We start from the raw sequence: 20,489 nt of genomic DNA, 5'->3' as shown, positions 1-20,489 counted from the left end.
CGTTCATATCAGGCCTCAGGCCTCGCGCACCAACAGGGCGATGAAGAAGCCATCGGTGCGGGTGCGGCGCGGCGTCAGCAGAAGTCCTTCCGGGCGCTCCAGCGAAGCCTCGCGCAGCGCGATTCCACGCTCGCCCAGCGCCAGCACGGCCTCGGCCGGCGGGATGACCCGGAAGGCCGGGTGGCGGGCGGTGAAAGCGCGGATCTGGTCGACATTCTCCGCGTCGAGCAGCGAGCAGGTAATATAGGCGAGGCGCCCGCCCGGCTTCACGAAACGGGCCGCGTCCTCGAGAATTTCCGCCTGTTCCTTCACCCGCTCGGCCAGCGCGCCGGGGCGCATGCGCCACTTCGCATCCGGGTTGCGCCGCCAGGTACCAGTGCCGGTGCAGGGCGCATCGACCAGCACGAGATCCATGCGGGATTCGAGATCCTTGAGCACGTCGACCCGGCCGGGGCCCCGCCCCTTGGGCGAGCGCACCTGCACGTTATGGGCACCGGCCCGCTGCACCCGCTCATGGATCGGCGCGAGGCGGCGCAGGTCGTCGTCATAGGCATAGAGCTGGCCGACGCCGTCCATCAGCGCGGCGAGCGCGAGCGTCTTGCCCCCGCCCCCGGCGCACAGGTCCAGCACCTGCCCGCCGCGCGGCGGAGCGGCGAGAATGGCGGCGAGCTGCGAGCCCTCGTCCTGGATTTCCACCAGCCCCTTGAGATAGGCCGGCTCGACCGTGAGCGGGGGCGCCTTGCCATCCGCCTCCAGCTCCAGTCGCAGGGCGAGCGGCGACCACTCGCCGACCGAGGGCGAAAGATGGGAAAGCTGCGGCAGCGCCTTGTCGAGCGCGCCTTTCAGCGTGTTGACGCGCAGGTCGAGTGGGGCGCGTTCGGCCAGCGCCTCGCCCTCCTCGACCCGCGCCTCGCCGAACACGGCGGCCAGCGCGGCATCGAGCCATTGCGGATAATCGCCGCGCACATGGGCGGGGGCGTCGTCGAGCGAGGCCCCGCTGAGGCGCGCCCGTTCGTCCTCGCTCAGCGGCTCGGGGGCGAAGCGCCCGCCGTCGCACAGGGCGGCGATGGCATCGACATCAAGGCCACGCCCGCGCCGGAGCATGCCGAGCACCAGCCCGCGCGGGGTTTCCTCGCCCTCGGCGCCGCCCATGATCCAGGCGGCGGAAGCGCGGTGGCGCAGCACGTCATAGACCAGCGAGGACAGCGCGGCCCGATCTCCGGAGCCGGCGAAGCGATGCGCGCGCCCCCAGTCCTTCAGCACGTCGGCAGCGGGACGGCGCTCGGCGAGAAGGGTGCCGATCACCTCGATGGCAGCGGATATGCGGGCAGCAGGTATCATGTGGTCCTCGTCACGGCAGCGCCGGCGATAGGAGAATGCCGAAGCCGAAGCGGATCCACATGATCAGCAGCAGCACCACGCCGGCGGCGAAGGCAGAAAAGCGCAGGCGGATGTCGTTGCTGGTCACATGCACCAGCGCGTGGACGGCGCGGCTGATGACGAACAGCCAGGCGAGCAGCACCATCAGCCCGTCCGCCTGCCGCGTCACCAGCGCCAGCGCCATGACGACATAGAACAGCACCGGCAGTTCGAACTGGTTGCGGAAGCAGTTGCCCGCCTGCCGCACGCGGTCCGGCCACGCGGTGTCGTCCAGCACCGCCCGCTCCCGGTCCAGTTCTCCGGCGCGGATGGCGGCAAAGCGCACCACGCCGAGCCGCGCCAGAACCGCGAAGGTGAGCGCGACCTGGAGCAGGACGGGAAGCAGAATGGCGGTGACGGTCACGGCGCCGGGTCTCCTTCGCGAGCGGATGGATCAGGATGACGGGCGGGCGCTCACGCCCCGCCCGGATAGTTCGGGCTCTCGCGGGTGATGGTCACGTCGTGGACATGGCTCTCGCGCAGCGAGGCGCCGGAGATGCGCACGAACTGCGCCTTCTCGCGGAACTCCTCCAGCGTGCCGCCGCCGACATAGCCCATCGCGGCGCGCAGGCCGCCGGCCAGCTGGTGCAGCACGCCGCCCACCGGGCCCTTATAGGCCACCTGCCCCTCGATGCCTTCCGGCACGAGCTTGAGCGTGTCCTTCACCTCGGCCTGGAAATAGCGGTCGGCCGAACCGCGCGCCATGGCACCCACCGAGCCCATGCCGCGATAGGACTTATAGGAGCGCCCCTGGTAGAGATAGACCTCGCCCGGGCTCTCGTCGGTGCCCGCGAGCAGCGAACCGATCATCGCGCAATCGGCACCGGCAGCCAGCGCCTTTGCGAGATCGCCGGAAAACTTGATGCCGCCATCGGCGATGACCGGGATGTCGCTCTGGCGGGCCACCTCCACCGCGTCGAGGATGGCGGTGAGCTGGGGCACGCCGACACCGGCGACGATGCGCGTGGTGCAGATGGAGCCCGGCCCGATGCCGACCTTCACCGCGTCCGCGCCGGCATCGATCAGCGCCCGCGCGCCCTCGCCCGTGGCGATGTTGCCGGCCAGGATCTGCACCTTGTTGGAGAGCTGCTTGATGCGGCTCACCTGATCGAGCACCTTGCGCGAATGGCCGTGCGCGGTATCGACCACCACGAGATCGACGCCGGCATCGACCAGCAGTTCCGCCCGGTGGAAACCATCGTCGCCGACGCTGGTCGCCGCGCCCACGCGCAGGCGGCCCTGCTCGTCCTTGGCTGCGTTGGGGTTGGTGACGGCCTTTTCCATGTCCTTGACGGTGATCAGGCCGACGCAGCGGCCTTCATCATCCACCACCAGCAGCTTCTCGATGCGGAACTGGTGCAGCAGCCGCTTAGCCTCGGCCTGCTCCACGCCCTCGCGGACGGTGATGAGCTTGTCCTTGGTCATCAGCTCGGAAATGGGCTGGGCGGGATTGGTGGCGAAACGCACGTCGCGGTTGGTGAGGATGCCGACCAGCTTGCCGGCGCGGCCATTGCGCCCGCGCTCGACCACCGGAATGCCGGAAATGCCGTGATTCTTCATCAGCGCCAGCGCGTCGGCCAGCGGCTGGTCCGGGTGGATGGTGACCGGGTTCACGATCATGCCCGACTCGAACTTCTTCACCATCCGCACATGCTCGGCCTGAACTTCCGGGTCGAGGTTGCGGTGGATCACGCCGAGACCGCCGGCCTGCGCCATGGCGATGGCGAGCCGCCATTCGGTCACGGTGTCCATGGCCGAGGAAATGATTGGAATGTTCAGCAGGATGGAGCGCGTGACGCGCGAGCGGATATCCACCTGCCCCGGCATGACATCGGACAGGCCCGGCTTGAGGAGAACGTCGTCGAAGGTAAGCGCTTCCCGCGCGAGGCCGTCATGGACCGACATCGCCAACTCCCAGATCTGGGGCATGCGACGCGCCAAGCCGCGCCAGCCCGATGGATGGAATACGCAAAAGGGAGCGGAAAAACCGTCATCCGCGCCCTTCGGGTTGGCGAGGGCTCATACCATGGCGCGGGACGCTTTCCTAGGCGCTTGCTCTGCCTGTGACGCAATGCGGATGCGCGTCCGCAAAAGGGCCCGCTCACCCTATCGTGAAAGCCCGCTGTCGCGGCGTCAGGCCTCGCCGGTGCGGCATTGGCGAGCTATATGCCACCTCGCCCGACCTTTCCCGCGACATGCCGGTTTTGCCCAGTGCGCCCTGAACGCCTCGTTCCCCTCATCGTCGCCTGCGCGCTGTTCATGGAGCAGCTCGATTCGACCGTGATCGCCACCTCGCTGCCGGCCATCGCCATCGATCTCCACGAGGACCCGATCGCGCTCAAGCTGGCGCTGACCTCCTATCTGCTCAGCCTCGCCGTGTTCATCCCGGCCAGCGGCTGGTTCGCCGACCGGTTCGGCTCGCGCACCGTGTTCCGCGCGGCCATCGTCATCTTCACGATAGGCTCGCTGCTCTGCGGGCTGGCCTCCTCGCTGACGGACTTCGTCCTCTACCGCATCATCCAGGGCATGGGCGGGGCGATGATGGTGCCGGTCGGCCGGCTGGTGATCCTGCGCACCGTGCCCAAGCAGGACATCGTCTCGGCCCTCGCCTGGCTCACCGTGCCGGCGCTGATCGGCCCCGTGCTCGGTCCGCCGCTCGGCGGCTTCATCACCACCTATTTCGACTGGCGCTACATCTTCTTCCTCAACATACCGATCGGGCTGGTCGGCGTGCTGCTGGCCACCCGCTTCATTCCCGATATCCGCGAGGACGACCTGCCGCCCTTCGACCTGCATGGCATGGCGCTGTCGGGCATCGGCCTCGCCGGGCTGGTGTTCGGCTTCGCGCTGCTGGGGCAGCACGCGGTGCAGCCGTGGATCGCGCTGGTGGTGATCGTGGTGGGCGCGGTGGCGATGTTCTTCTATGTGCGCCATGCCCGGCACACCGACCGGCCGATCCTCGACCTGACGCTCCTCAACATCCCCACCTTCTTCGCCGGCGTGGTGGGCGCCTCGCTGTTCCGCGTCGGCATCGGCGCCCTGCCCTTCCTGCTGCCGCTCATGCTGCAGCTGGGCTTCGGTCTCTCGCCCTTCGCCTCCGGCATGATCACCTTCGCCTCCGCCGCCGGCGCGATGACCATGAAATTCACCGCCGCGCCGATCATCCGCGCCTTCGGCTTCCGCCGCGTGCTGATCGTGAACTGTTTCATCGCCTCGGCCTGCATCGCGGTCATTGCCGTGTTCCGGCCCGAGATGTCGCATCTGGCGCTGATCATCGCGCTGCTGGTCGGCGGCTTTTTCCGCTCGCTGCAGTTCACCAGCACCAACGCGCTGTCCTATGCCGACATCTCCAGCGAGGCGATGAGCCGGGCCACCAGCTTCGCCAGCGTCGCGCAACAGGTGTCGATCTCGACCGGCGTCGCGGTGGCGGCACTGGTGCTGGACAGCCTGCGCAGCCTGCGCGGCGACGGGACGATCCACCTGTCCGACTTCAGCGTGGCCTTCGTCGTGGTGGCGATGATCGCGGTGTGCTCGGTGTTCTTCTTCGTCCGCCTGCCCCGCGATGCCGGCGCCGCGCTGTCCGGCCGGCCGCGCCGGGAGGCGGCGCCGGCCGAGGCGCCGGGCGAGATGGGCAGCACGGCCTGAGCCGCGCGGCGCCGGTCTCTCTCTCAGTCTCTCTCTCTCTCAGTCCGGATCCGGGAGTTGATCCTGATCCCGGCTCTGGCGGCCGCGAAAGCCGGTGGCGACGACGTAAAGCTCGGCGGAATCCGCCCGGCTCGCCTGCGGCTTCACGTGCTTCACCGTGGTGAAGTCACGCTTGAGCTCGGCCAGCAGCGCGTTCTCGGTGCCGCCCTGGAACACCTTGGCGATGAAGGCACCGCCCGGAGCCAGCACCTGCCGCGCGAAATCGATGGCCAGTTCCACCAGCCCGATGATGCGCAGATGATCGGTCGGCCGGTGGCCGGTGGTGTTCGCCGCCATGTCGGACATGACGATGTCCGCCTCGCCGCCGAGCATGGCCTTCAGCCGCTCCGGCGCGTCGTCCTTGAGGAAGTCCATCTGGGCGAATTCGACACCGGCGACGGGGTCGATCTCCAGCAGGTCGATGGCGACGATCTTGCCGCGCCCCTCCTCCGCCTTCACGCGCTGGGCGGCGACCTGGCTCCAGCCGCCGGGCGCGGCGCCAAGATCCACGACGCGCGCGCCGGGCTTGAGGATCTTCATCTTGTCGTCGATCTCGATCAGCTTGAACGCCGCGCGCGAGCGCCAGCCCTCCCGCTTGGCGCGGGCGACATAGGGGTCGTTCAGCTGGCGCTGCAGCCATTTCTGCGAGGAGGAGGAGAGCGAGCGGGCTTTCTTCAGGCGCACCTTGAGCGGGCGCGCCTCCCCGCCCTTGCGGGCCTCAGGCTTGTCGATCACGTATTCGTCCTCGCCACGGGCGCCTCGACGCCCTCGCGCCAGACACCGTCCGCGCGCATCAGTTCCACCAATATGCCCTCGCGCAACCCGCGGTCGGCCACGCGCAGCCGGTCGCACGGGAAGGCCCGGCGCACCGCTTCGAGGATGGCGCAGCCGGCGAGCACGAGGTCCGCGCGCTCCACGCCGATGCACGGGTTGGCCGCGCGCTCGGAGAAGGGCATCTCGATCAGCCGGTCAACCACCACCCGCACCTGCTCGGCGCCCAGCCAGGTGCCGTCGACCTGCGAGCGGTCATAGCGCGGCAGGTCGAGATGCACGCCGGCAATGGTCGTCACCGTGCCGGACGTGCCGAGCAGGTGCAGCCGTCCGCAATTATGCGGGCCGACCGCCTTCACGAACCCGTCGAGATGGGGGGAAAACTCCGTCACCATCGCCTCGAAATCGTCGCGCGTCACCTTCACGCCGCCATGGCGCTCGGCCACGGTGACGACGCCGAGCGGCACCGAGACCCAGGCGCGAATGATGGCCGCGGGCGGGCCGCCGTCGCAGGTTTCCACCCGGTCGAGCCAGACCACCTCGGTGGAGCCGCCGCCAATGTCGAACAATACCGCGCCATCCGAATAGGGATCGACCAGCGGCGTGCAGCCGGCGGCGGCAAGGCGCGCCTCGGTCTCGCGATCGACGATTTCCAGCGCCAGCCCGGTTTCGCGCTCGACCCGGCGAATGAAATCCGCCCCGTTCAGGGCGGAGCGGCACGCCTCGGTGGCGATGAGCCGGGCACCGGCAATGTGGCGGCTGCGAATCTTGGCGGCACAGACGCCGAGCGCATCCACCGCCCGGTCCATCGCCGCCTCGCCGAGCCGGCCCGAGCCGATCAGGCCCTCGCCGAGGCGCACGATGCGCGAAAACGCATCGACCACGCGAAAGCCGTTCGCGGTGGGGCGGGCGACGAGCAGGCGGCAATTATTGGTACCGAGGTCGAGCGCAGCATAGCAACCTTCATTGGGCCGCGCGCGGGCCGGCCCGCCGGCCTCCGCCGGCGGGTGCGCCGCGTGGCCGCGCCGTCCCCGCCCGTGGCGATGGCGCGCGTGAGGTTGTGGGCGATCCTCGCGCGACGACCTCTCGGTCGTCGGCGGGCCTGCCCAGGTCTGGGTCTCGTCGACCATTTCGGGTTCCCCGGCCGAAGCCGGCGGCCCTGCCGGCGCGGTGCGCGCCACAAGGACCGCTTTGTTCATGACTCCCGGGAAATGTAACATTCGGAAGCGCCAACGCAATCGCCATCATGACAGGGATGCCCGGAACGCGCCGCCCGGACCGGACGGATGGCCGCTCCGCGCGCGACTTATGCCGGCCTTATGGCGTGGCCGCGAGCTTCGCATCGATCCCTGAGACGCGCCCGCCTAGCTTCTGCGGGCGGCGCACAACCCCGCGCCGACGAACCCTCGTTGCCTTCATGAGCCCTATTTCCACCAACCATCTTTCTGCCGGACATGCGGCCGGCATCGCCCCGATCGCCAATCGGCTGCGTTTCGCGGTCGGCAAGGATCCGTTCGGCCACTGGGTGGCCATCGAGGAACATGGCCTGGGTGGCGGCCTGTTCCGCTCGCGCGAGGACGCGCTGCGCTATGCCTGCCGCGAGTGCGGCGGCCAGCGCAAGGCCGTGCGGCTGGTGCGCCGCCCGCTGCTGCTTACCCTGTGAGGGGGTCGCCATGCTCAGCGGTGTCCTCGTTCCGCTCCTTACGCCCTTCCTTGGGGCCACGGTCGACGAGAATGTCTACGCCTATCAGGTCGAGAGGCTGCTCGCGGCCGGCGTCGGCGGACTCGTCACCGGCGGCATCATCGGCGAGGGACCCACGCTTGCCCCGGCCGAGAATACGCGGCTGGTGCAGGTCGCCGTCGAGGCCGTTGCGGGCCGGGTGCCGGTGATCGCGACGACCGGCAGCAACTCGACCGCCGCCACCATCACGGCCACCCAAGCCGCCCGGAAGGCCGGCGCTTCGGCCGCTCTCGTGGTGACACCCTATTACAACCGCCCCGGCCAGGCCGGCCTGTTCGCCCATTTCGAGGCGGTGGCGCAGGCGACCCGGATGCCGCTGATCCTGCACAACGCGCCCGGCCGCACGAATATCACGCTGGCGCCGCCGACGCTTGAGCGGCTCGGCGCGTTCCCTGCCATCTTCGCGCTGCTCGACGAGGGCGAGGAGACGGGACGGCACACCGCGCTGGCGGAGGCCTGCGCCGAGCGGCCGTGGCGCATCGCCCCCGATTGCCGCAGCCCGTTCGCGCCTCACCTGCGGCCGCCCCGCGCGTGCCTGAGCGCCATGGCCAATGTCGCGCCCCGGCTATGCATCGCCTTGTGGCGCCAGCGGCTGGCGGGGCACGGCGCGCGGGCGATGGAACTCGCCGCGCCGCTCGACATCCTGCAGCACGCGCTGGACCTCGAGGCCGAGCCGGCGGGTCTCAAATACGCCGTCTCGCTGCTCGATCCGGCCTTCAACCCCTCCCCCCGCCTGCCGCTGACCGCGCCGGCGCCCGCCGCCGCCGCCGCCATGCGCGTCGCCGTCGCGGCGCTGGCCTGCGCGCCGCTGCAGGACCTGAGCCTGACGCCAATGAGCCCGACGCCATGAAGTCGATCTTCCCGACCCCTCACGCCCGCCGGCGCCCGCCGCGGCGGCCCGCGACGCGCTATGCGCAGAGCCATGTCCTGATGACGCGGCTGGCGGTGATGTTCAGCCTCGTCTTCGTGCTCGCCATGGTGCTGAGCCATGTCGAGCGGCCGCAGCCGGAAGCCCCGCGCGCGGCTCACTCGCCGGTGCGATAGCCCACGCCGGGCTCGGTGACGATGAGCGCCGGGTTGGCCGGGTCGGCCTCCAGCTTGGCGCGGAGCTGCCCGACATAGACGCGCAGATATTGCGTGTCGTGCTCGTTGGCCGGCCCCCAGACCTCGCGCAATATGTGGCGATGGGTGAGCACCTTGCCGGCATGGCGCGCGAGGAAGGCGAGCAGCTCGAACTCCTTCGGGGTCAGCTTCACTTCCGCGCCGGCGCGCAGCACGCGATGGCGGGGAATGTCGATCTCGACATCGCCGAGGCGCAGGATCGGCGTCTCGCCCTTTTCCTGCATACGATGGCGCAGCGCCGCGCGCAGCCGCGCCATCAGTTCGCCCATGCTGAACGGCTTGTTGACGAAATCGTCGGCGCCAAGGTCCAGCGCCTCGATCTTCTCGATCTCCCGGTCGCGCGCGGAGAGCACGACGATCGGCACCTCCGACCAGCCGCGCAGCGAGCGGATCACATCCTTGCCGTCCATGTCCGGCAGGCCGAGGTCGAGGATGACGATGGCGGGCCGCCGGTTGACAACGAGGCTCAACGCTTCCGTGCCGGTGTCGGCACGCAGCGCCTCATAGCCATTGGCCGCCAGCGCAGGCGCCATGAAGCGATGGATGGCGGGTTCGTCATCCACGACAAGGACACTCACGCCGCTCATGGCGTCTCCTCCGTTTCGGCCGGGGCGGCCGGCTCCAGCGGCAGGCGAAGCGCGATGCGCGTGCCGGTCCGCTGGCCTGGCGCGGGGCTGCGCGCCGCCACGGTGCCGCCATGGGCCTCCACAATACCCTTGGTGATGGCGAGGCCAAGGCCGGAGCCGTCGCCCCCGTCCCCGCCCGGGCGCACCGCGCGCACGAATTTCTCGAATACATGCGGCAGCACATCGGGCGCGATGCCCGGTCCGTCATCGGTGACGGCGATGACCAGTTGCCCGTCGATCACCGTGGCGGACAGGCCGATGCGCGCCTGCGGCCCGGCATAGCGCACCGCATTGCCAACGACATTGCCGAGCGCCTGGTCCATCAGGCTGGGATCGGCCCTGAGCAGCGGCAGATCGGGCGCCGCCGTCACCACGAAGCGTTGCGTCGCGCCGCGCCGGCGGGCGGCCGAGCAGGCCCGGTTCATGATCTCCACCACGTCGATCCAGTCCCGGCGAAGGTCCAGCGCGCCGGCTTCCAGCCGCGTCATGGAGAGCAGGTTGCGCACCATCTGGTCGAGATTCTCCGCCTCGTCGCGCATCTGCAGCAAGAGGTCGCGCCGCGCCGGCGCGGGGATATCGACGCCATAGTCGATCAGGCTGGTTGCCGCGCCGAGGATGGAGGCGAGCGGGGTGCGGAAATCATGGCTGATCGAGGCCAGCAGAATGTTGCGCACGCGCTCGGTTTCCGCCGCGGTCCGGGCCTGCGTGACCTCGGCGGAGAGCTGGGTGCGCACCAGCGCCGCGGCGGTCTGCTCCGCCAGCGTGCCCAGAATGCCCTCGCTCTCGGCGTCGAGCGCGGGCACGCCGGCCGTGCGCTCGATACCCACCACGCCGATCGGCGTTCCCGCCTTGGCGCCGGTGAGCGGGCGAAAGAACCACGGCACGCTCGGCAGCGTGCCGGTGCCCGCCCCCGCCGGCTCGCCATGGTCGAAGGCCCAGTTGGCGGCGGTCATGGAGGCGGTGTCGAGCCGGTCCTCCGGCGGCCACGCGGCGGCGATGGCGAGTTCGCCCTTCTGCGTGGTGAGGATGACGCTGGCGCTGCCCAGCGCGGCGTGAAGCTCGATGGCGGCAGCCTCCACCACCGACGCGCTGTCCGGCCGGGCGGAGAGCTTGCGGGTGAATTCATAGAGCCGGCGCGTGGCGCGCATGCGCTGGGCGGCCAGCCGCGCCTGCTCGCGCGACCGCCCGGCCAGCGCGGAGATCGCCACCGCGACGATGAGAAAGGTCAGCAGCGCCAGCAATTCGTGCGGGCGGGCCACGGTGAACGTGTTGACCGGATCGATGAAGAAGAAATTATAGGCGAGGAAGGACAGCGTCGAGGCGATGATCGCGGGCCACACGCCGTAGAGCAGCGCCGGCATCAGCACGGCGAGCAGATAGAGCATCGAGACGTTGGGCAGCGCCACGACGCGCGTCAGCATCAGACCGAGCAGCGTTGCCGCGCCGACCCCGAGCGGGGCGACGACATAGCCGGCGAGCGGGCCCGCCTGCGGCAGGCGCGGCAGGCCGCGCCCCGCCGGCTCGGGCTGATCGGCGGTGACGACATGGATGGCGACGCCGGTGGCGGCGCGCACCAGCGCATCCGCCAGCGAGCCGCGCAGGAAGGCGCGCAGGCTCCAGCGGCGCGCCTTGCCGATAATGATCTGCGTCACGTTCTCGAAGCCGGCGAAGCGCAGCAGTTCCGCCGGCACGTCGGAGGCGACCAGCGAGCGCACCTCCGCCCCGAGATTCTCGGCGAGGCGCATGCCCGCCTCCAGCCGATGCCGGTCCCGCGTCGCCATCACATGGCCGGGCCGCTCGACCGTGACGGCGAACCATGTGGCGTCCATCAGGTCGGCGAGGCGCTTGGCCTCGCGCACCACCCGCTCGGCCGCCATGTCGGGCCCGACGCAGACGAGCAGGCGCTCGCCGGCCGCCCACGGGCCCTGAATCGCCGACCCCTGCATCCGCGCGACGAGATCGCTGTCGACGCGGGCCGCCACCTGGCGCAGGGCCAGTTCGCGCAGGGCGGTGAGGTTGGAGGGCTTGAAGAAGCTCTGCACCGCGCGTGTCGCGGTGTCCTCGACATAGACCTTGCCGTCGGCGAGGCGCTTGATGAGTTCGTCCGACGGCAGGTCGACGAGGATGATCTCGTCCGCCTTCTTCAGCGCCATGTCCGGCACGGTCTCGCGCACCCGCACGCCGGTGATGCGCTGGACGACGTCGTTCAGGCTGTCGAGATGCTGGATGTTGAGCGTGGTCCACACGTCGACGCCGGCGGCGAGCAGTTCCTGCACGTCCTGCCAGCGCTTGGGATGGCGGCTGCCCTCGACATTGGAATGGGCATACTCATCGACCAGCAGCAGGCCGGGATGGCGCTCCAGCGCGGCCTCGAGGTCGAATTCCGGCACCAGCCGGCCGCGATAGGGAATATTGGTGCGCGGCAGCAATTCGATGCCCGCGACCAGCGCCTCGGTCTCCGCCCTTCCATGCGTCTCGACGATGCCGATGACGACGTCGCCGCCCGCGGCCTTGGCGGCGCGGGCGGCGGAGAGCATCGCATAGGTCTTGCCGACGCCGGGCGCGGCGCCGAGGAAGATGCGCAGCTTGCCGCGCGCCTCCCGCTCGGCGGCGGCCAGCAGGGCCTCGGGGTCGGCGCGGGTGGGGTCCATCGCGCTCATGCGACGATGCCCCGAAGGGCCCGCCGCCGAGGCAACTCCCACTCAGGACGATGGCGTGGCCGGGGCAGATGCATCGAGCGCAAGGTTGAGCTGGAGAACGTTGACACGCGGATCGCCGAACACGCCGAATTGAGGTTTCTCTATGTGGGCCTCGACCAGCGAGCGCACAAGCGCCTCGCCAAGCCCGCGCGCCTTGGCCACGCGCGGCACCTGCGCCAGCGCGAAGGCTGGCGAGATGTGCGGATCGAGCCCGCTGCCGGAGGTGGTGACGGCATCGGCCGGGAGCGGCCCGGAGAAACCGCCCGCCCGCAGCGCATCGGCATCCGCCCTCAGCCGCTCGGCGAGCTTGGCGCTGGTGGGCCCGAGATTGCTGCCGGAGGAGGCCGAGGCGTCATAGCCGGTGCCGGCCACCGAGGGGCGCGGGTGGAAATAGCGCTCCTGCGTGAAGTTCTGCCCGATCAGCGCCGAGCCGACGACCTTGCCGTCGCGCTCGATCAGCGAGCCGCGGGCCTGCGCCGGGAACACCGCCTGCGCCACCTCCACCATGGCCAAGGGATAGGCCAGCCCGGTGATGAGGGTGAAGGCGACGAGCAGCGTCAGCGCGGGGCGCAGTTGGTTCACCATGGAAGTCATGTGCGTCGTCTCCTCAGGCGAGGCCCATCGCCGTGATGGCGATGTCGATGAGCTTGATGCCGGCGAAGGGCAGCAGGATGCCGCCCAGCCCATAGATGGCCAGATTGCGCGCGAGCACCGCGCCGGCTTCCTGCGCGCGGTAGGTCACGCCGCGCAGGGCGAGCGGGATCAGCGCGATGATGATCAGCGCGTTGAAGATCACCGCCGAGAGAATGGCGCTCTGCGGCGAATGCAGCCCCATGACGTTGAGCAGGCCGAGTTCGGGAATGGCGGCGATGAACAGCGCGGGGATGATGGCGAAATATTTCGCCACGTCGTTGGCGATGGAGAAGGTGGTGAGCGCCCCGCGCGTCATCAGCAACTGCTTGCCGATGCCGACGATCTCGATGAGCTTGGTCGGGTCGCTGTCCAGGTCCACCATGTTGCCGGCCTCGCGGGCGGCCTGCGTGCCGGACTGCATGGCGACGCCGACATCGGCCTGGGCCAGCGCGGGGGCGTCATTGGTGCCGTCGCCGCACATGGCGACCAGCCGGCCGCGCCGCTGCTCGGTGCGGATATAGGCGAGCTTGTCCTGCGGGGTGGCCTCGGCGATGAAATCGTCGACACCGGCCTCCGAGGCGATGGCGGCGGCGGTAATGGGGTTGTCGCCCGTCACCATCACCGTGCGGATGCCCATGCGGCGCAGTTCCGCGAAGCGCTCCTTGATATCCGGCTTCACCACGTCCTTGAGGTGGATGACGCCCAGCAGCCGGCCGTTCTCGGCGAGGCCGAGCGGCGTGCCGCCGGAGCGGGCGATCCGCTCCACCGCCGCATCGAAGGCGGCGATGCCGGTCGACGCCCGCGGATCGACCGAGTGGACGAAGCGCTTCACCGCATCCACCGCGCCCTTGCGGATGCGGCGCCCCGTGACATCGACGCCCGACAGGCGGGTCGCCGCCGAGAAGGCGACGAAACTGGCCCCCTCCAGCGCCGCCATCTCGGGGGTGATGCCGTATTTCTCCCGCGCCAGCGCGAGGATCGAGCGGCCCTCCGCCGTCTCGTCGGCCAGGCTCGCCTGCACCGCGATCAGCGCCGCCTCGTGCTCGTTGATGCCGGGCACGGCGATGATCTCCGACGCCATGCGGTTGCCGAAGGTGATGGTGCCGGTCTTGTCGAGCAGCAGCGTGTCGACATCGCCCGCCGCCTCCACCGCGCGCCCGGACATGGCCAGCACGTTGTGGCGGATCAGCCGGTCCATGCCCGCGATGCCGATGGCCGAGAGCAGGCCGCCGATCGTTGTGGGGATGAGCGTGACCAGCAGCGCGACCAGGATCGGCACCGGCACGTCCGCCGCCGAATAGCGCCCGAGGCCGGCCAGCGAGACCACGGCGATGAGGAAGATCAGCGTCATGCCGACCAGCAGCACCGAGAGCGCCATCTCATTGGGCGTCTTCTGCCGCTCGGCGCCTTCCACCAGCGCGATCATGCGATCGAGGAAGGAGGAGCCGGGAGCGGCGGTGATGCGCACGACCAGCCAGTCGGAGATGACGGTGGTGCCGCCGGTGACGGCCGAGCGGTCGCCGCCGCTCTCGCGGATGACAGGCGCGGATTCGCCGGTGATCGCCGCCTCGTTGACCGAGGCGATGCCCAGAATGATCTCGCCGTCGCCGGGGATGAGGTCGCCCGCCTCGACCAATACGTGGTCGCCGAGCTTGAGGTCGAGCGCGGAAACACGCTCATGGATGCCGCGCGCGGCGGGATCGCGCAGCCGCTTGGCGACCGTGTCGGTGCGGGCCTTGCGCAGGGAATCCGCCTGCGCGCGCCCCCGCCCCTCGGCGATCGCCTCGGCGAAATTGGCGAACAGCACGGTGAACCACAGCCAGGCCATGATCTGGCCGGTGAAGGCGAGCGGATTGCCGGCCAGCAGGTCCCGCGCGAACAGCACGGTGACGAGCGCGGCGACCACCTCGGTGACGAAGATCACCGGGTTGCGCATCAGCGCCACCGGGTTGAGCTTCACGAAGGCATCGCGCACCGCCCGCCCGATCAGTTCGGGCGAGGCGAAGGCGGAGCCGGTTCCCGCTGTGGAACTGCCCGCGGAGGAACCGCCCGCAGACGACCCGCCCGGATGGGATTTGGTGGACATGGACTATCTCCGAAACGGCGGGGGTCAGAACGTCTTGCCGGCCAGCATCTGCACCTGTTCGGCGATCGGGCCGAGGGCGAGAGCGGGGAAGAACTGGAGACCGCCGAGGATGAGGATGACGCCGACGAGCAGGCCGACGAACAGCAGGCCGTGCGTGGGGAAGGTGCCCGACGAGGCCGACAGCCGGGTCTTGGCGGCGAGCGAGCCGGCAATCGCCATCATCGGCACGATATAGGCGAAGCGGCCGAGCAGCATGGCGATGCCGAGCGTGGTGTTCCACCACGGCGAGTTTGCCGAGAGCCCGCCAAAGGCCGAGCCGTTATTCCCCGCCGCCGAGGAATAGGCATAGAGGATCTCGGACAGGCCGTGCGGGCCGGCATTGCCGAGGCCGGCAAGCGCATCCGGCAGCACGGCGGCGATCGCGGAGAAGCCGAGGATCGCGGCGGGCAGGATCAGCACGGCGAGGATCGCCATCTTCACCTCCGTGACCTCGATCTTCTTGCCGAGATATTCCGGCGTGCGGCCCACCATGAGGCCGGCGACGAACACGGCGATGATCGCCATCACCAGCAGCCCGTAAAGCCCCGAGCCGTTGCCGCCCGGCAGGATCTCGCCCAGCTGGATCAGGAACATCGGCATCAGTCCGCCGATCGGCGTGAACGAGCCGTGCATGGAATTGACCGCGCCATCCGACAGGCCGGTGGTGACGGCGGCGAAGAAGGACGAGGCGGCGACGCCGAAGCGCACCTCCTTGCCTTCCATGTTGCCGCCCGCGGGATCTAGGCCGGCGGCCAGCAGCGAGGGCGTGCCGGCCGATTCCGCCCAATAGGTGACGGCGATGCCGGCAATGAGGATGACGGCAATGGCGGCGAGAAGCGCGCGCGCCTGCCGCCGGTCGCCGATGAGCCGGCCGAAGGCGAAGACCAGCGCGGTGGAGACCACCAGCATCTGCCAGATTTCCAGCGCATTGGAGAGCGCCGTCGGGTTTTCGAACGGATGCGCGGCATTGACGTTGAAGAAGCCGCCGCCATTGGTGCCGATCTGCTTGATCGCCATCTGCGTGGCCACCGGCCCCATGGCGATGGTCTGCTGCGCGCCCTCGAGCGTAGCGGCGGTGACAGTGGGCGTCAGCGTCTGCGGCACGCCCATTCCCACCTGGATGAGCGCGGTGACAATCGCCAGCGGCAGCAGCACGTAAAGCACCGAGCGCGTCATATCGACGAAGAAATTGCCGACGCCGGCGGCGTTGGAGCGGGCAAAGGCGCGCACCAGCGCCACGGCGAGCGCGATGCCGGTGGCGGCGGAGAGGAAGTTCTGCACCGTGAGCCCGGCCATCTGGCTGAACAGGCTCATGGTGGTCTCGCCGCCATAGGCCTGCCAGTTGGTGTTGGAGACGAAGCTCACCGCCGTGTTGAAGGCAAGGTCCGGCGAGACGCCGGCAAAGCCCAGCGGGTTATAGGGCAGCAGCCCCTGCAGCCGCAGGATCGCATAGAGCAGAACGACGCCGGCCGCATTGAAGGCGAGCATGCCGAGCGTATAGGCGAGCGCGCCCTGCTCGCGGCTGGGGTCGACGCCGGCGAGGCGATACAGGCCCCGCTCGACCGGGCCGAGCAGCGACGAGAGCAATGTTGGCTCGCCGGCATAGACACGCGCCATATACGCGCCGAGCGGCACGGCCGCGGCGACGACGAGCGCGAGGACGATGGCTATCTGGAGCCAGCCGAGAACGGTCATTGGAATGCCTTTCGGCAGATATGTCTTGATCGGGAGAAGCGTTTTCCGGGGAAGCGCCGGCGCGTCAGAACGTCTCGGGCCGCAGCAATGCGGCAACGAGATAGGCGGCGAGCGACAGGGCGACAGCGGCGCCGAGCAGGAGATCGAACATCGGCCCTACCCCTTTGAAACGGCGCGCGCATAGGCGGCCATCAGCACGAAGAAACCAATGGCGATCGCCAGATAGACAATATCGAGCATGATCCAGCTCCTCTTGTTGAGCTGGCGGATGCTCTAGGCCTCCCGCGATAAGCGTTCGATCCGGAATGCGGCAGGCCGGCATAAAGGACGCATAAAGCCGCGGCGCCGGGATATGGGCCCGAGCCCCGGCCGCGCCGCCATCGCCCCGATGAGTTGGCCGCGGAAACGCGCGAACGCAGCGATTGTTCTTGATTTGTTCAGCCACGAGGCGCCAGAGTGGCATAGTTCAGGAGACACTCATGGCGAAGAAGACCTTCTACGTCGTCCAGCCCTTCGTGGCCGGCAAGCGCGGCTCGATACGGGCCGGCCAGCCGATGGAAGTGCGCAATGCCGCCGATGCCGAGCGCATTGCCGAACGCATGAGTCTGGTGAAGCTGGGCGCCATCGCGTTCTCCACCGATGTCGAGCCGGAGAGCGGCGATGCCGACCCACCCGTGCTCATCGCCTCGTTCGGCCAGGTGCCCGACGGTATCCTGGAGCCCGCCTGACGACCGTAGCGACACCGCCGGCGGCCGGCTCGCGGGATGACGCTGCGAGGCGATCGTGGCAGCGCGGCGTGCGCTGCGAGGCCGGGTATGCCGAGGAGCTGCCGGGGCTGGCTTGTCGGGCGCGTGGCTTGTCGCGCCCCGGAGACATCGAGGCGCCGCCGCGCGTCGGCGCCGCAGGAGAACGAGAGAGACGTCGTCCGGGGGAGATACCAGCAGCCGGCAGGCGCGGGCTGGGGCAGCTGATGGCTGCAGCCGGCCACGGCCCGGATGTCTAAGTCATTGATTTTCAATAACTATCGAAGTGGCTGGGGGACCTGGATTCGAACCAGGACTAACGGAGTCAGAGTCCGCAGTTCTACCGTTAAACTATCCCCCACCGAAACGCCCCGGGTTCGGGGCTATTTCCGGGGCCGGCCGGCGATGACGGTTCGCGTCAGCGCCGGGGGCAGCGGCAGTGGCGGGGTCTATAGCCTCTCCCGCGGGCGCGGTCTACCCCCATATTGAGCAAACCGCACACCATCCCCGGCAAGGATGGTTTCCCGCCCGGCGCCGGCTTCCCGGCATGTGGCGATGCGCCTGCGCACGGTGCGCGATCGACGACGGCGCGTGATGGTCACGCCCGGCGGCTGTCTCTGCGGGGAGCGCCGAAGCTGCGGCCGCGCCGGGATCTGCGGGGTGCGCGATCGCTCCGACGCGAGCCGACGGCATCGGCTGACAGCCGATCTGCCGTCCATTCCACACATGGCCCGACGACCAATCCGCGCGTCCGACGCATGGAACAATCGGCATTTATGGTTTCTAAATACCTTCCATCGTTTCAACCCTCACATTATCCACCTTATAGTACCCTTTTTGGAAATTTCCCCACCAAAGTACCCATGCGTCATGTTCATTGCTGTCATGCAGCATGCCATCTTTTGCAGCGCACCAATCGGTCTATATTCCTTGGCATACAGAATGCCTGAGATGATTGGAGAGCTCAGATGAGCACCTTTTCGCTGACCCACCGTACCTCGCCGGACTTCTTCTCGCGTGCGATCGAAGCCGTCGTCACCTTCTTCGACGCCATTGGCGAAGGCCGCCGCATCGCCCAGCGCTATGAGCGACTGTCGCGCCTGTCGGACGCCGCCCTTGCCAAGCGCGGCCTCGCCCGCGAGGACATCGCCCGTTTCGCGGTCAACGGTCGCTGATCAAACTGCGCGCGTCTGCCGGCGAATCGGCCGGCGCGCGAATGCGCACCGTGACGCTGTCGGCCGCGCCAGCGGCATCCATGACCGTCAGGCGCACGAAGCCTGTCCCGACCGGTTGCCAGAAGAAGGCCCGGCCGGGAAGCGGAACGCCGGCGGGAATGCCGTCCACCAGCACGGTGAGGCGACCGGTGCCGCCCGTCACCTTCAGCGCCAGCGGTTCGCCAGCCATATGATCGAGGCTGGCGCCATCCGGCGGGAAGGCGATTCGCGGCGCACCGCTGGCCGTCGCCTGCCCCATGCTGCGGCCGAAATGGCGGAGCGGCGGCGGCAACTCGCCATTGCGCACGCCCAGAGCCTCGCGCGGCGCGGCGCCCAGCGGCGCGGGTTTCGAGACCAGCCGCGCGAAGGCGTCGAACAGAAGCGGCGCAGCAGCCTCGCGGCCGATCATGCCCGGCACCGGCTGGCCATCCGGTCGGCCCACCCAGACGGCAAGGGTGCGCCGTCCATCAAAGCCCACCGCCCAGGCATCGCGATAGCCATAGGACGTGCCGGTCTTGAAGGCGATGCGCCCGGCGCGCTCGTTCTGCGGCGCCGGCGTGCCGATGAGCGCCTGCGCCAGATACCCGGCGGCCACCGGGCTCATGAGGCGCTGGGCCAGCCGCTCCTCCATCGCTGATCCGTCGAGCCGCTCGCGCAGCGCGTGGGCCATGCCGCCATTGGCGATGCCGGCATAGAGCCCGGCCAGCGCATCAAGGCTCATGCCGACCCCGCCGAGCCCCACCGCCAGCCCGGGCACCTCGCCCGGCGGCAGGTGCAGGGCGAAGCCCGCCTCCCCCAGCCGGCTGGCGAGACGCTGCGGGCCCACCGCCTGCAGCAGCACCACCGCCGGCACGTTCAGCGACAATTGCAGCGCCTGCCGTACCGGCACCGTGCCCTGATAGTCGCGATCGAAATTGCGCGGGCGATAGGCTCCGAAGCGGATCGGCCGATCGTCGATCAGCGTCTCGGGATGGGCGATTCCATCCTCGAAGGCGAGGCCGTAGATGAAGGGCTTCAGCGTCGAGCCGGGTGAGCGTATGGCGCGGGTCAGGTCCACCGCGCCGGCCCGGCCGGCATCCAGCGGGTCCGCCCCGCTCACGCGCGCCAGCACTTCGCCGGTCGCATTCTCCACCATCACGAAGGCGAGCGACATGCCCGCCCCCAGCGTGCGCACGCGCTCGCGGGCCAGATCCTCGAGCCGGGCCTGCGCCACCCCGTCGATGGCGAGCCGGTGCGCGCCCGCGCTCGGCCGCTCGGCCCGCGCCCGCTCGGCGGCATGCACGGCGCGCATCGGCAGGGCGAGGCGGCGGACCGGCACGGGCGTGCGCAGGGCGAATTCGGCCTCGGCGGGGCTGAACAGCGCGCGGCCGTGGAGCCGGGCCAGCACGCCGTCTCGGCCGCGCGCGGCGCGCGCGGGATGCCGGTCCGGCCGCCGGCTCTCGGGCGCCTGCGGCAGCGCGACGAGCAGGGCCACTTCCGCCAGCGAGAGACGGCGGGGCTCCTTGCCGAAATAGGCGAGGCTGGCCGCCCGCGCACCCTCGATATTGCCGCCAAAGGGCGCGAGGGTGAGATAGAGGCCGAGAATCTCGCGCTTGGACAATTGCGATTCCAACTGCAAGGCGCGGCGAATCTCCCGCCATTTGGCCTTGAGGCTCCGCTCGCCGCGCGGCTCCAGCAGCCGCGCCACCTGCATGGTGAGCGTCGAACCGCCGGAAATGATGCGCCCGCGCGCCAGCATCTGGCCGGCGGCGCGCAGCAGGGCCAGCGGATCGACCCCGCCATGGGAATAGAACCGCCTGTCCTCATAGGCGAGCAGCATCGCGATATAGCGCCGGTCGACATCGCCGGTGCCCGTGCGCAACCGCCAGCGGCCATCCTCCAGCGCGAAGGGGCGCAGCAGCCGTCCCTCGCGGTCGAGCACTTCCACCGAGGTGGCGATGTGAGGGATCGGCGGGGCGGCGGCACGCAGGCCGGCGAGCCAGGCGACCATGCCGCCGGCCAGCAGCATCAGCGCCAG

18 protein-coding genes and 1 tRNA gene are annotated in these 20,489 nt (G+C 69.6%); 6 read left to right on the top strand and 13 right to left on the bottom strand.

Annotated features, from left to right (window positions below):
- Positions 1 to 15: 15 nt before the first annotated feature.
- Genes QOZ99_RS04490 through guaB form a run of 3 tightly spaced genes read right to left on the bottom strand, consistent with a single transcriptional unit; the run spans position 16 to position 3,324 of the window.
- A complete protein-coding gene (locus QOZ99_RS04490) occupies positions 16 to 1,341 on the bottom strand; it encodes an RsmB/NOP family class I SAM-dependent RNA methyltransferase (protein WP_306888748.1) in 1,326 nt (441 codons plus the stop codon).
- A 10-nt stretch (positions 1,342 to 1,351) separates the two neighbouring features.
- The gene (locus tag QOZ99_RS04485; RefSeq protein ID WP_306888747.1) at positions 1,352 to 1,783 is read right to left on the bottom strand and encodes an MAPEG family protein; all 432 of its coding nucleotides are present in this window, start codon (positions 1,781 to 1,783) and stop codon (positions 1,352 to 1,354) included.
- 50 nt (positions 1,784 to 1,833) lie between these two features.
- A complete protein-coding gene (guaB, locus tag QOZ99_RS04480; RefSeq protein WP_306888982.1) occupies positions 1,834 to 3,324 on the bottom strand; it encodes an IMP dehydrogenase in 1,491 nt (496 codons plus the stop codon).
- A 306-nt stretch (positions 3,325 to 3,630) separates the two neighbouring features.
- Between guaB and QOZ99_RS04475 the strand changes: the two genes are divergently transcribed.
- Positions 3,631 to 5,064 carry an MFS transporter gene (locus QOZ99_RS04475; RefSeq protein WP_306888745.1) on the top strand — a complete coding sequence of 478 codons (1,434 nt, stop codon included), beginning with the start codon at positions 3,631 to 3,633 and terminating at the stop codon, positions 5,062 to 5,064.
- A gap of 39 nt (positions 5,065 to 5,103) precedes the next feature.
- On the opposite strand, the gene QOZ99_RS04470 is transcribed toward QOZ99_RS04475, so the two are convergent.
- Together QOZ99_RS04470 and QOZ99_RS04465 are read right to left on the bottom strand one after the other, a co-directional pair.
- Positions 5,104 to 5,838, bottom strand: coding sequence for an RlmE family RNA methyltransferase (locus QOZ99_RS04470; protein ID WP_306888744.1), 735 nt, complete (start codon positions 5,836 to 5,838; stop codon positions 5,104 to 5,106).
- On the bottom strand, positions 5,835 to 7,073 hold the full coding sequence (locus tag QOZ99_RS04465) for a Ppx/GppA phosphatase family protein (protein ID WP_370876791.1): 1,239 nt from the start codon (positions 7,071 to 7,073) through the stop codon (positions 5,835 to 5,837). The genes QOZ99_RS04470 and QOZ99_RS04465 overlap by 4 nt, the downstream gene beginning before the upstream one ends.
- A gap of 218 nt (positions 7,074 to 7,291) precedes the next feature.
- On the opposite strand from QOZ99_RS04465, the gene QOZ99_RS04460 reads away from it, so the two are divergent.
- Genes QOZ99_RS04460 through QOZ99_RS04450 form a run of 3 tightly spaced genes read left to right on the top strand, consistent with a single transcriptional unit; the run spans position 7,292 to position 8,659 of the window.
- On the top strand, positions 7,292 to 7,537 hold the full coding sequence (locus QOZ99_RS04460) for a hypothetical protein (protein WP_306888743.1): 246 nt from the start codon (positions 7,292 to 7,294) through the stop codon (positions 7,535 to 7,537).
- Between the two features lie 10 nt (positions 7,538 to 7,547).
- The gene (locus QOZ99_RS04455; RefSeq protein ID WP_306888742.1) at positions 7,548 to 8,465 is read left to right on the top strand and encodes a dihydrodipicolinate synthase family protein; all 918 of its coding nucleotides are present in this window, start codon (positions 7,548 to 7,550) and stop codon (positions 8,463 to 8,465) included.
- Complete coding sequence (locus QOZ99_RS04450) at positions 8,462 to 8,659, top strand: hypothetical protein (protein WP_306888741.1); 198 nt, start codon at positions 8,462 to 8,464, stop codon at positions 8,657 to 8,659. The genes QOZ99_RS04455 and QOZ99_RS04450 overlap by 4 nt, the downstream gene beginning before the upstream one ends.
- On the opposite strand, the gene QOZ99_RS04445 is transcribed toward QOZ99_RS04450, so the two are convergent.
- From QOZ99_RS04445 to kdpF, 6 genes are all read right to left on the bottom strand, one after another.
- Positions 8,641 to 9,324: a response regulator gene (locus tag QOZ99_RS04445; protein ID WP_306888740.1), complete on the bottom strand. Its 684-nt coding sequence runs from the start codon at positions 9,322 to 9,324 to the stop codon at positions 8,641 to 8,643. The two genes, QOZ99_RS04450 and QOZ99_RS04445, sit on opposite strands and share 19 nt — an antisense overlap.
- Positions 9,321 to 12,023, bottom strand: coding sequence for a DUF4118 domain-containing protein (locus QOZ99_RS04440; RefSeq protein WP_306888739.1), 2,703 nt, complete (start codon positions 12,021 to 12,023; stop codon positions 9,321 to 9,323). Before QOZ99_RS04440 ends, QOZ99_RS04445 begins: the two co-directional genes overlap by 4 nt.
- Positions 12,024 to 12,065: 42 nt before the next feature.
- Positions 12,066 to 12,647, bottom strand: a complete 582-nt coding sequence (gene kdpC / locus QOZ99_RS04435; RefSeq protein WP_306888980.1) for a potassium-transporting ATPase subunit KdpC — start codon at positions 12,645 to 12,647, stop codon at positions 12,066 to 12,068.
- 22 nt (positions 12,648 to 12,669) lie between these two features.
- Positions 12,670 to 14,781 (bottom strand): potassium-transporting ATPase subunit KdpB, encoded by a 2,112-nt coding sequence (gene kdpB, locus QOZ99_RS04430; protein ID WP_306888738.1) that lies wholly within the window; start codon positions 14,779 to 14,781, stop codon positions 12,670 to 12,672.
- 24 nt (positions 14,782 to 14,805) lie between these two features.
- Complete coding sequence (gene kdpA, locus QOZ99_RS04425) at positions 14,806 to 16,515, bottom strand: potassium-transporting ATPase subunit KdpA (protein WP_306888737.1); 1,710 nt, start codon at positions 16,513 to 16,515, stop codon at positions 14,806 to 14,808.
- Between the two features lie 64 nt (positions 16,516 to 16,579).
- Positions 16,580 to 16,960 (bottom strand): K(+)-transporting ATPase subunit F, encoded by a 381-nt coding sequence (kdpF, locus tag QOZ99_RS04420; RefSeq protein ID WP_306888736.1) that lies wholly within the window; start codon positions 16,958 to 16,960, stop codon positions 16,580 to 16,582.
- Between the two features lie 34 nt (positions 16,961 to 16,994).
- Between kdpF and QOZ99_RS04415 the strand changes: the two genes are divergently transcribed.
- Positions 16,995 to 17,243 (top strand): hypothetical protein, encoded by a 249-nt coding sequence (locus tag QOZ99_RS04415; protein WP_183188265.1) that lies wholly within the window; start codon positions 16,995 to 16,997, stop codon positions 17,241 to 17,243.
- Positions 17,244 to 17,545: 302 nt separating this feature from the next.
- On the opposite strand, the gene QOZ99_RS04410 is transcribed toward QOZ99_RS04415, so the two are convergent.
- A tRNA-Gln gene (locus QOZ99_RS04410) sits at positions 17,546 to 17,619 on the bottom strand.
- 607 nt (positions 17,620 to 18,226) lie between these two features.
- On the opposite strand from QOZ99_RS04410, the gene QOZ99_RS04405 reads away from it, so the two are divergent.
- A complete protein-coding gene (locus tag QOZ99_RS04405; RefSeq protein WP_306888734.1) occupies positions 18,227 to 18,433 on the top strand; it encodes a DUF1127 domain-containing protein in 207 nt (68 codons plus the stop codon).
- Here the strand turns inward: QOZ99_RS04405 and pbpC are convergent.
- A complete protein-coding gene (gene pbpC / locus QOZ99_RS04400; protein WP_370876797.1) occupies positions 18,420 to 20,480 on the bottom strand; it encodes a penicillin-binding protein 1C in 2,061 nt (686 codons plus the stop codon). The two genes, QOZ99_RS04405 and pbpC, sit on opposite strands and share 14 nt — an antisense overlap.
- Positions 20,481 to 20,489: the final 9 nt, after the last annotated feature.

The sequence above is a fragment of the Ancylobacter amanitiformis genome, from assembly GCF_030814815.1.
In the GTDB taxonomy this organism is placed as follows: Bacteria; Pseudomonadota; Alphaproteobacteria; order Rhizobiales; family Xanthobacteraceae; genus Ancylobacter; species Ancylobacter amanitiformis.
The sequence above is the reverse complement of the archived record's forward strand: the minus strand, read 5'-3'. Positions and strand labels throughout refer to the sequence as shown.

What these genes read in the sequence shown, in the direction of transcription:
- QOZ99_RS04490 (WP_306888748.1), bottom strand. Translation starts at nt 1,341, where the DNA reads ATGATACCTGCTGCCCGCATATCCGCTGCCATCGAGGTGATCGGCACC.
- guaB (WP_306888982.1), bottom strand. Translation starts at nt 3,324, where the DNA reads ATGTCGGTCCATGACGGCCTCGCGCGGGAAGCGCTTACCTTCGACGAC.
- QOZ99_RS04465 (WP_370876791.1), bottom strand. Translation starts at nt 7,073, where the DNA reads ATGAACAAAGCGGTCCTTGTGGCGCGCACCGCGCCGGCAGGGCCGCCG.
- QOZ99_RS04460 (WP_306888743.1), top strand. Translation starts at nt 7,292, where the DNA reads ATGAGCCCTATTTCCACCAACCATCTTTCTGCCGGACATGCGGCCGGC.
- QOZ99_RS04455 (WP_306888742.1), top strand. Translation starts at nt 7,548, where the DNA reads ATGCTCAGCGGTGTCCTCGTTCCGCTCCTTACGCCCTTCCTTGGGGCC.
- QOZ99_RS04450 (WP_306888741.1), top strand. Translation starts at nt 8,462, where the DNA reads ATGAAGTCGATCTTCCCGACCCCTCACGCCCGCCGGCGCCCGCCGCGG.
- QOZ99_RS04445 (WP_306888740.1), bottom strand. Translation starts at nt 9,324, where the DNA reads ATGAGCGGCGTGAGTGTCCTTGTCGTGGATGACGAACCCGCCATCCAT.
- QOZ99_RS04440 (WP_306888739.1), bottom strand. Translation starts at nt 12,023, where the DNA reads ATGAGCGCGATGGACCCCACCCGCGCCGACCCCGAGGCCCTGCTGGCC.
- kdpC (WP_306888980.1), bottom strand. Translation starts at nt 12,647, where the DNA reads ATGGTGAACCAACTGCGCCCCGCGCTGACGCTGCTCGTCGCCTTCACC.
- kdpB (WP_306888738.1), bottom strand. Translation starts at nt 14,781, where the DNA reads ATGTCCACCAAATCCCATCCGGGCGGGTCGTCTGCGGGCGGTTCCTCC.
- kdpA (WP_306888737.1), bottom strand. Translation starts at nt 16,515, where the DNA reads ATGACCGTTCTCGGCTGGCTCCAGATAGCCATCGTCCTCGCGCTCGTC.
- QOZ99_RS04415 (WP_183188265.1), top strand. Translation starts at nt 16,995, where the DNA reads ATGGCGAAGAAGACCTTCTACGTCGTCCAGCCCTTCGTGGCCGGCAAG.
- QOZ99_RS04405 (WP_306888734.1), top strand. Translation starts at nt 18,227, where the DNA reads ATGAGCACCTTTTCGCTGACCCACCGTACCTCGCCGGACTTCTTCTCG.
- pbpC (WP_370876797.1), bottom strand. Translation starts at nt 20,480, where the DNA reads ATGCTGCTGGCCGGCGGCATGGTCGCCTGGCTCGCCGGCCTGCGTGCC.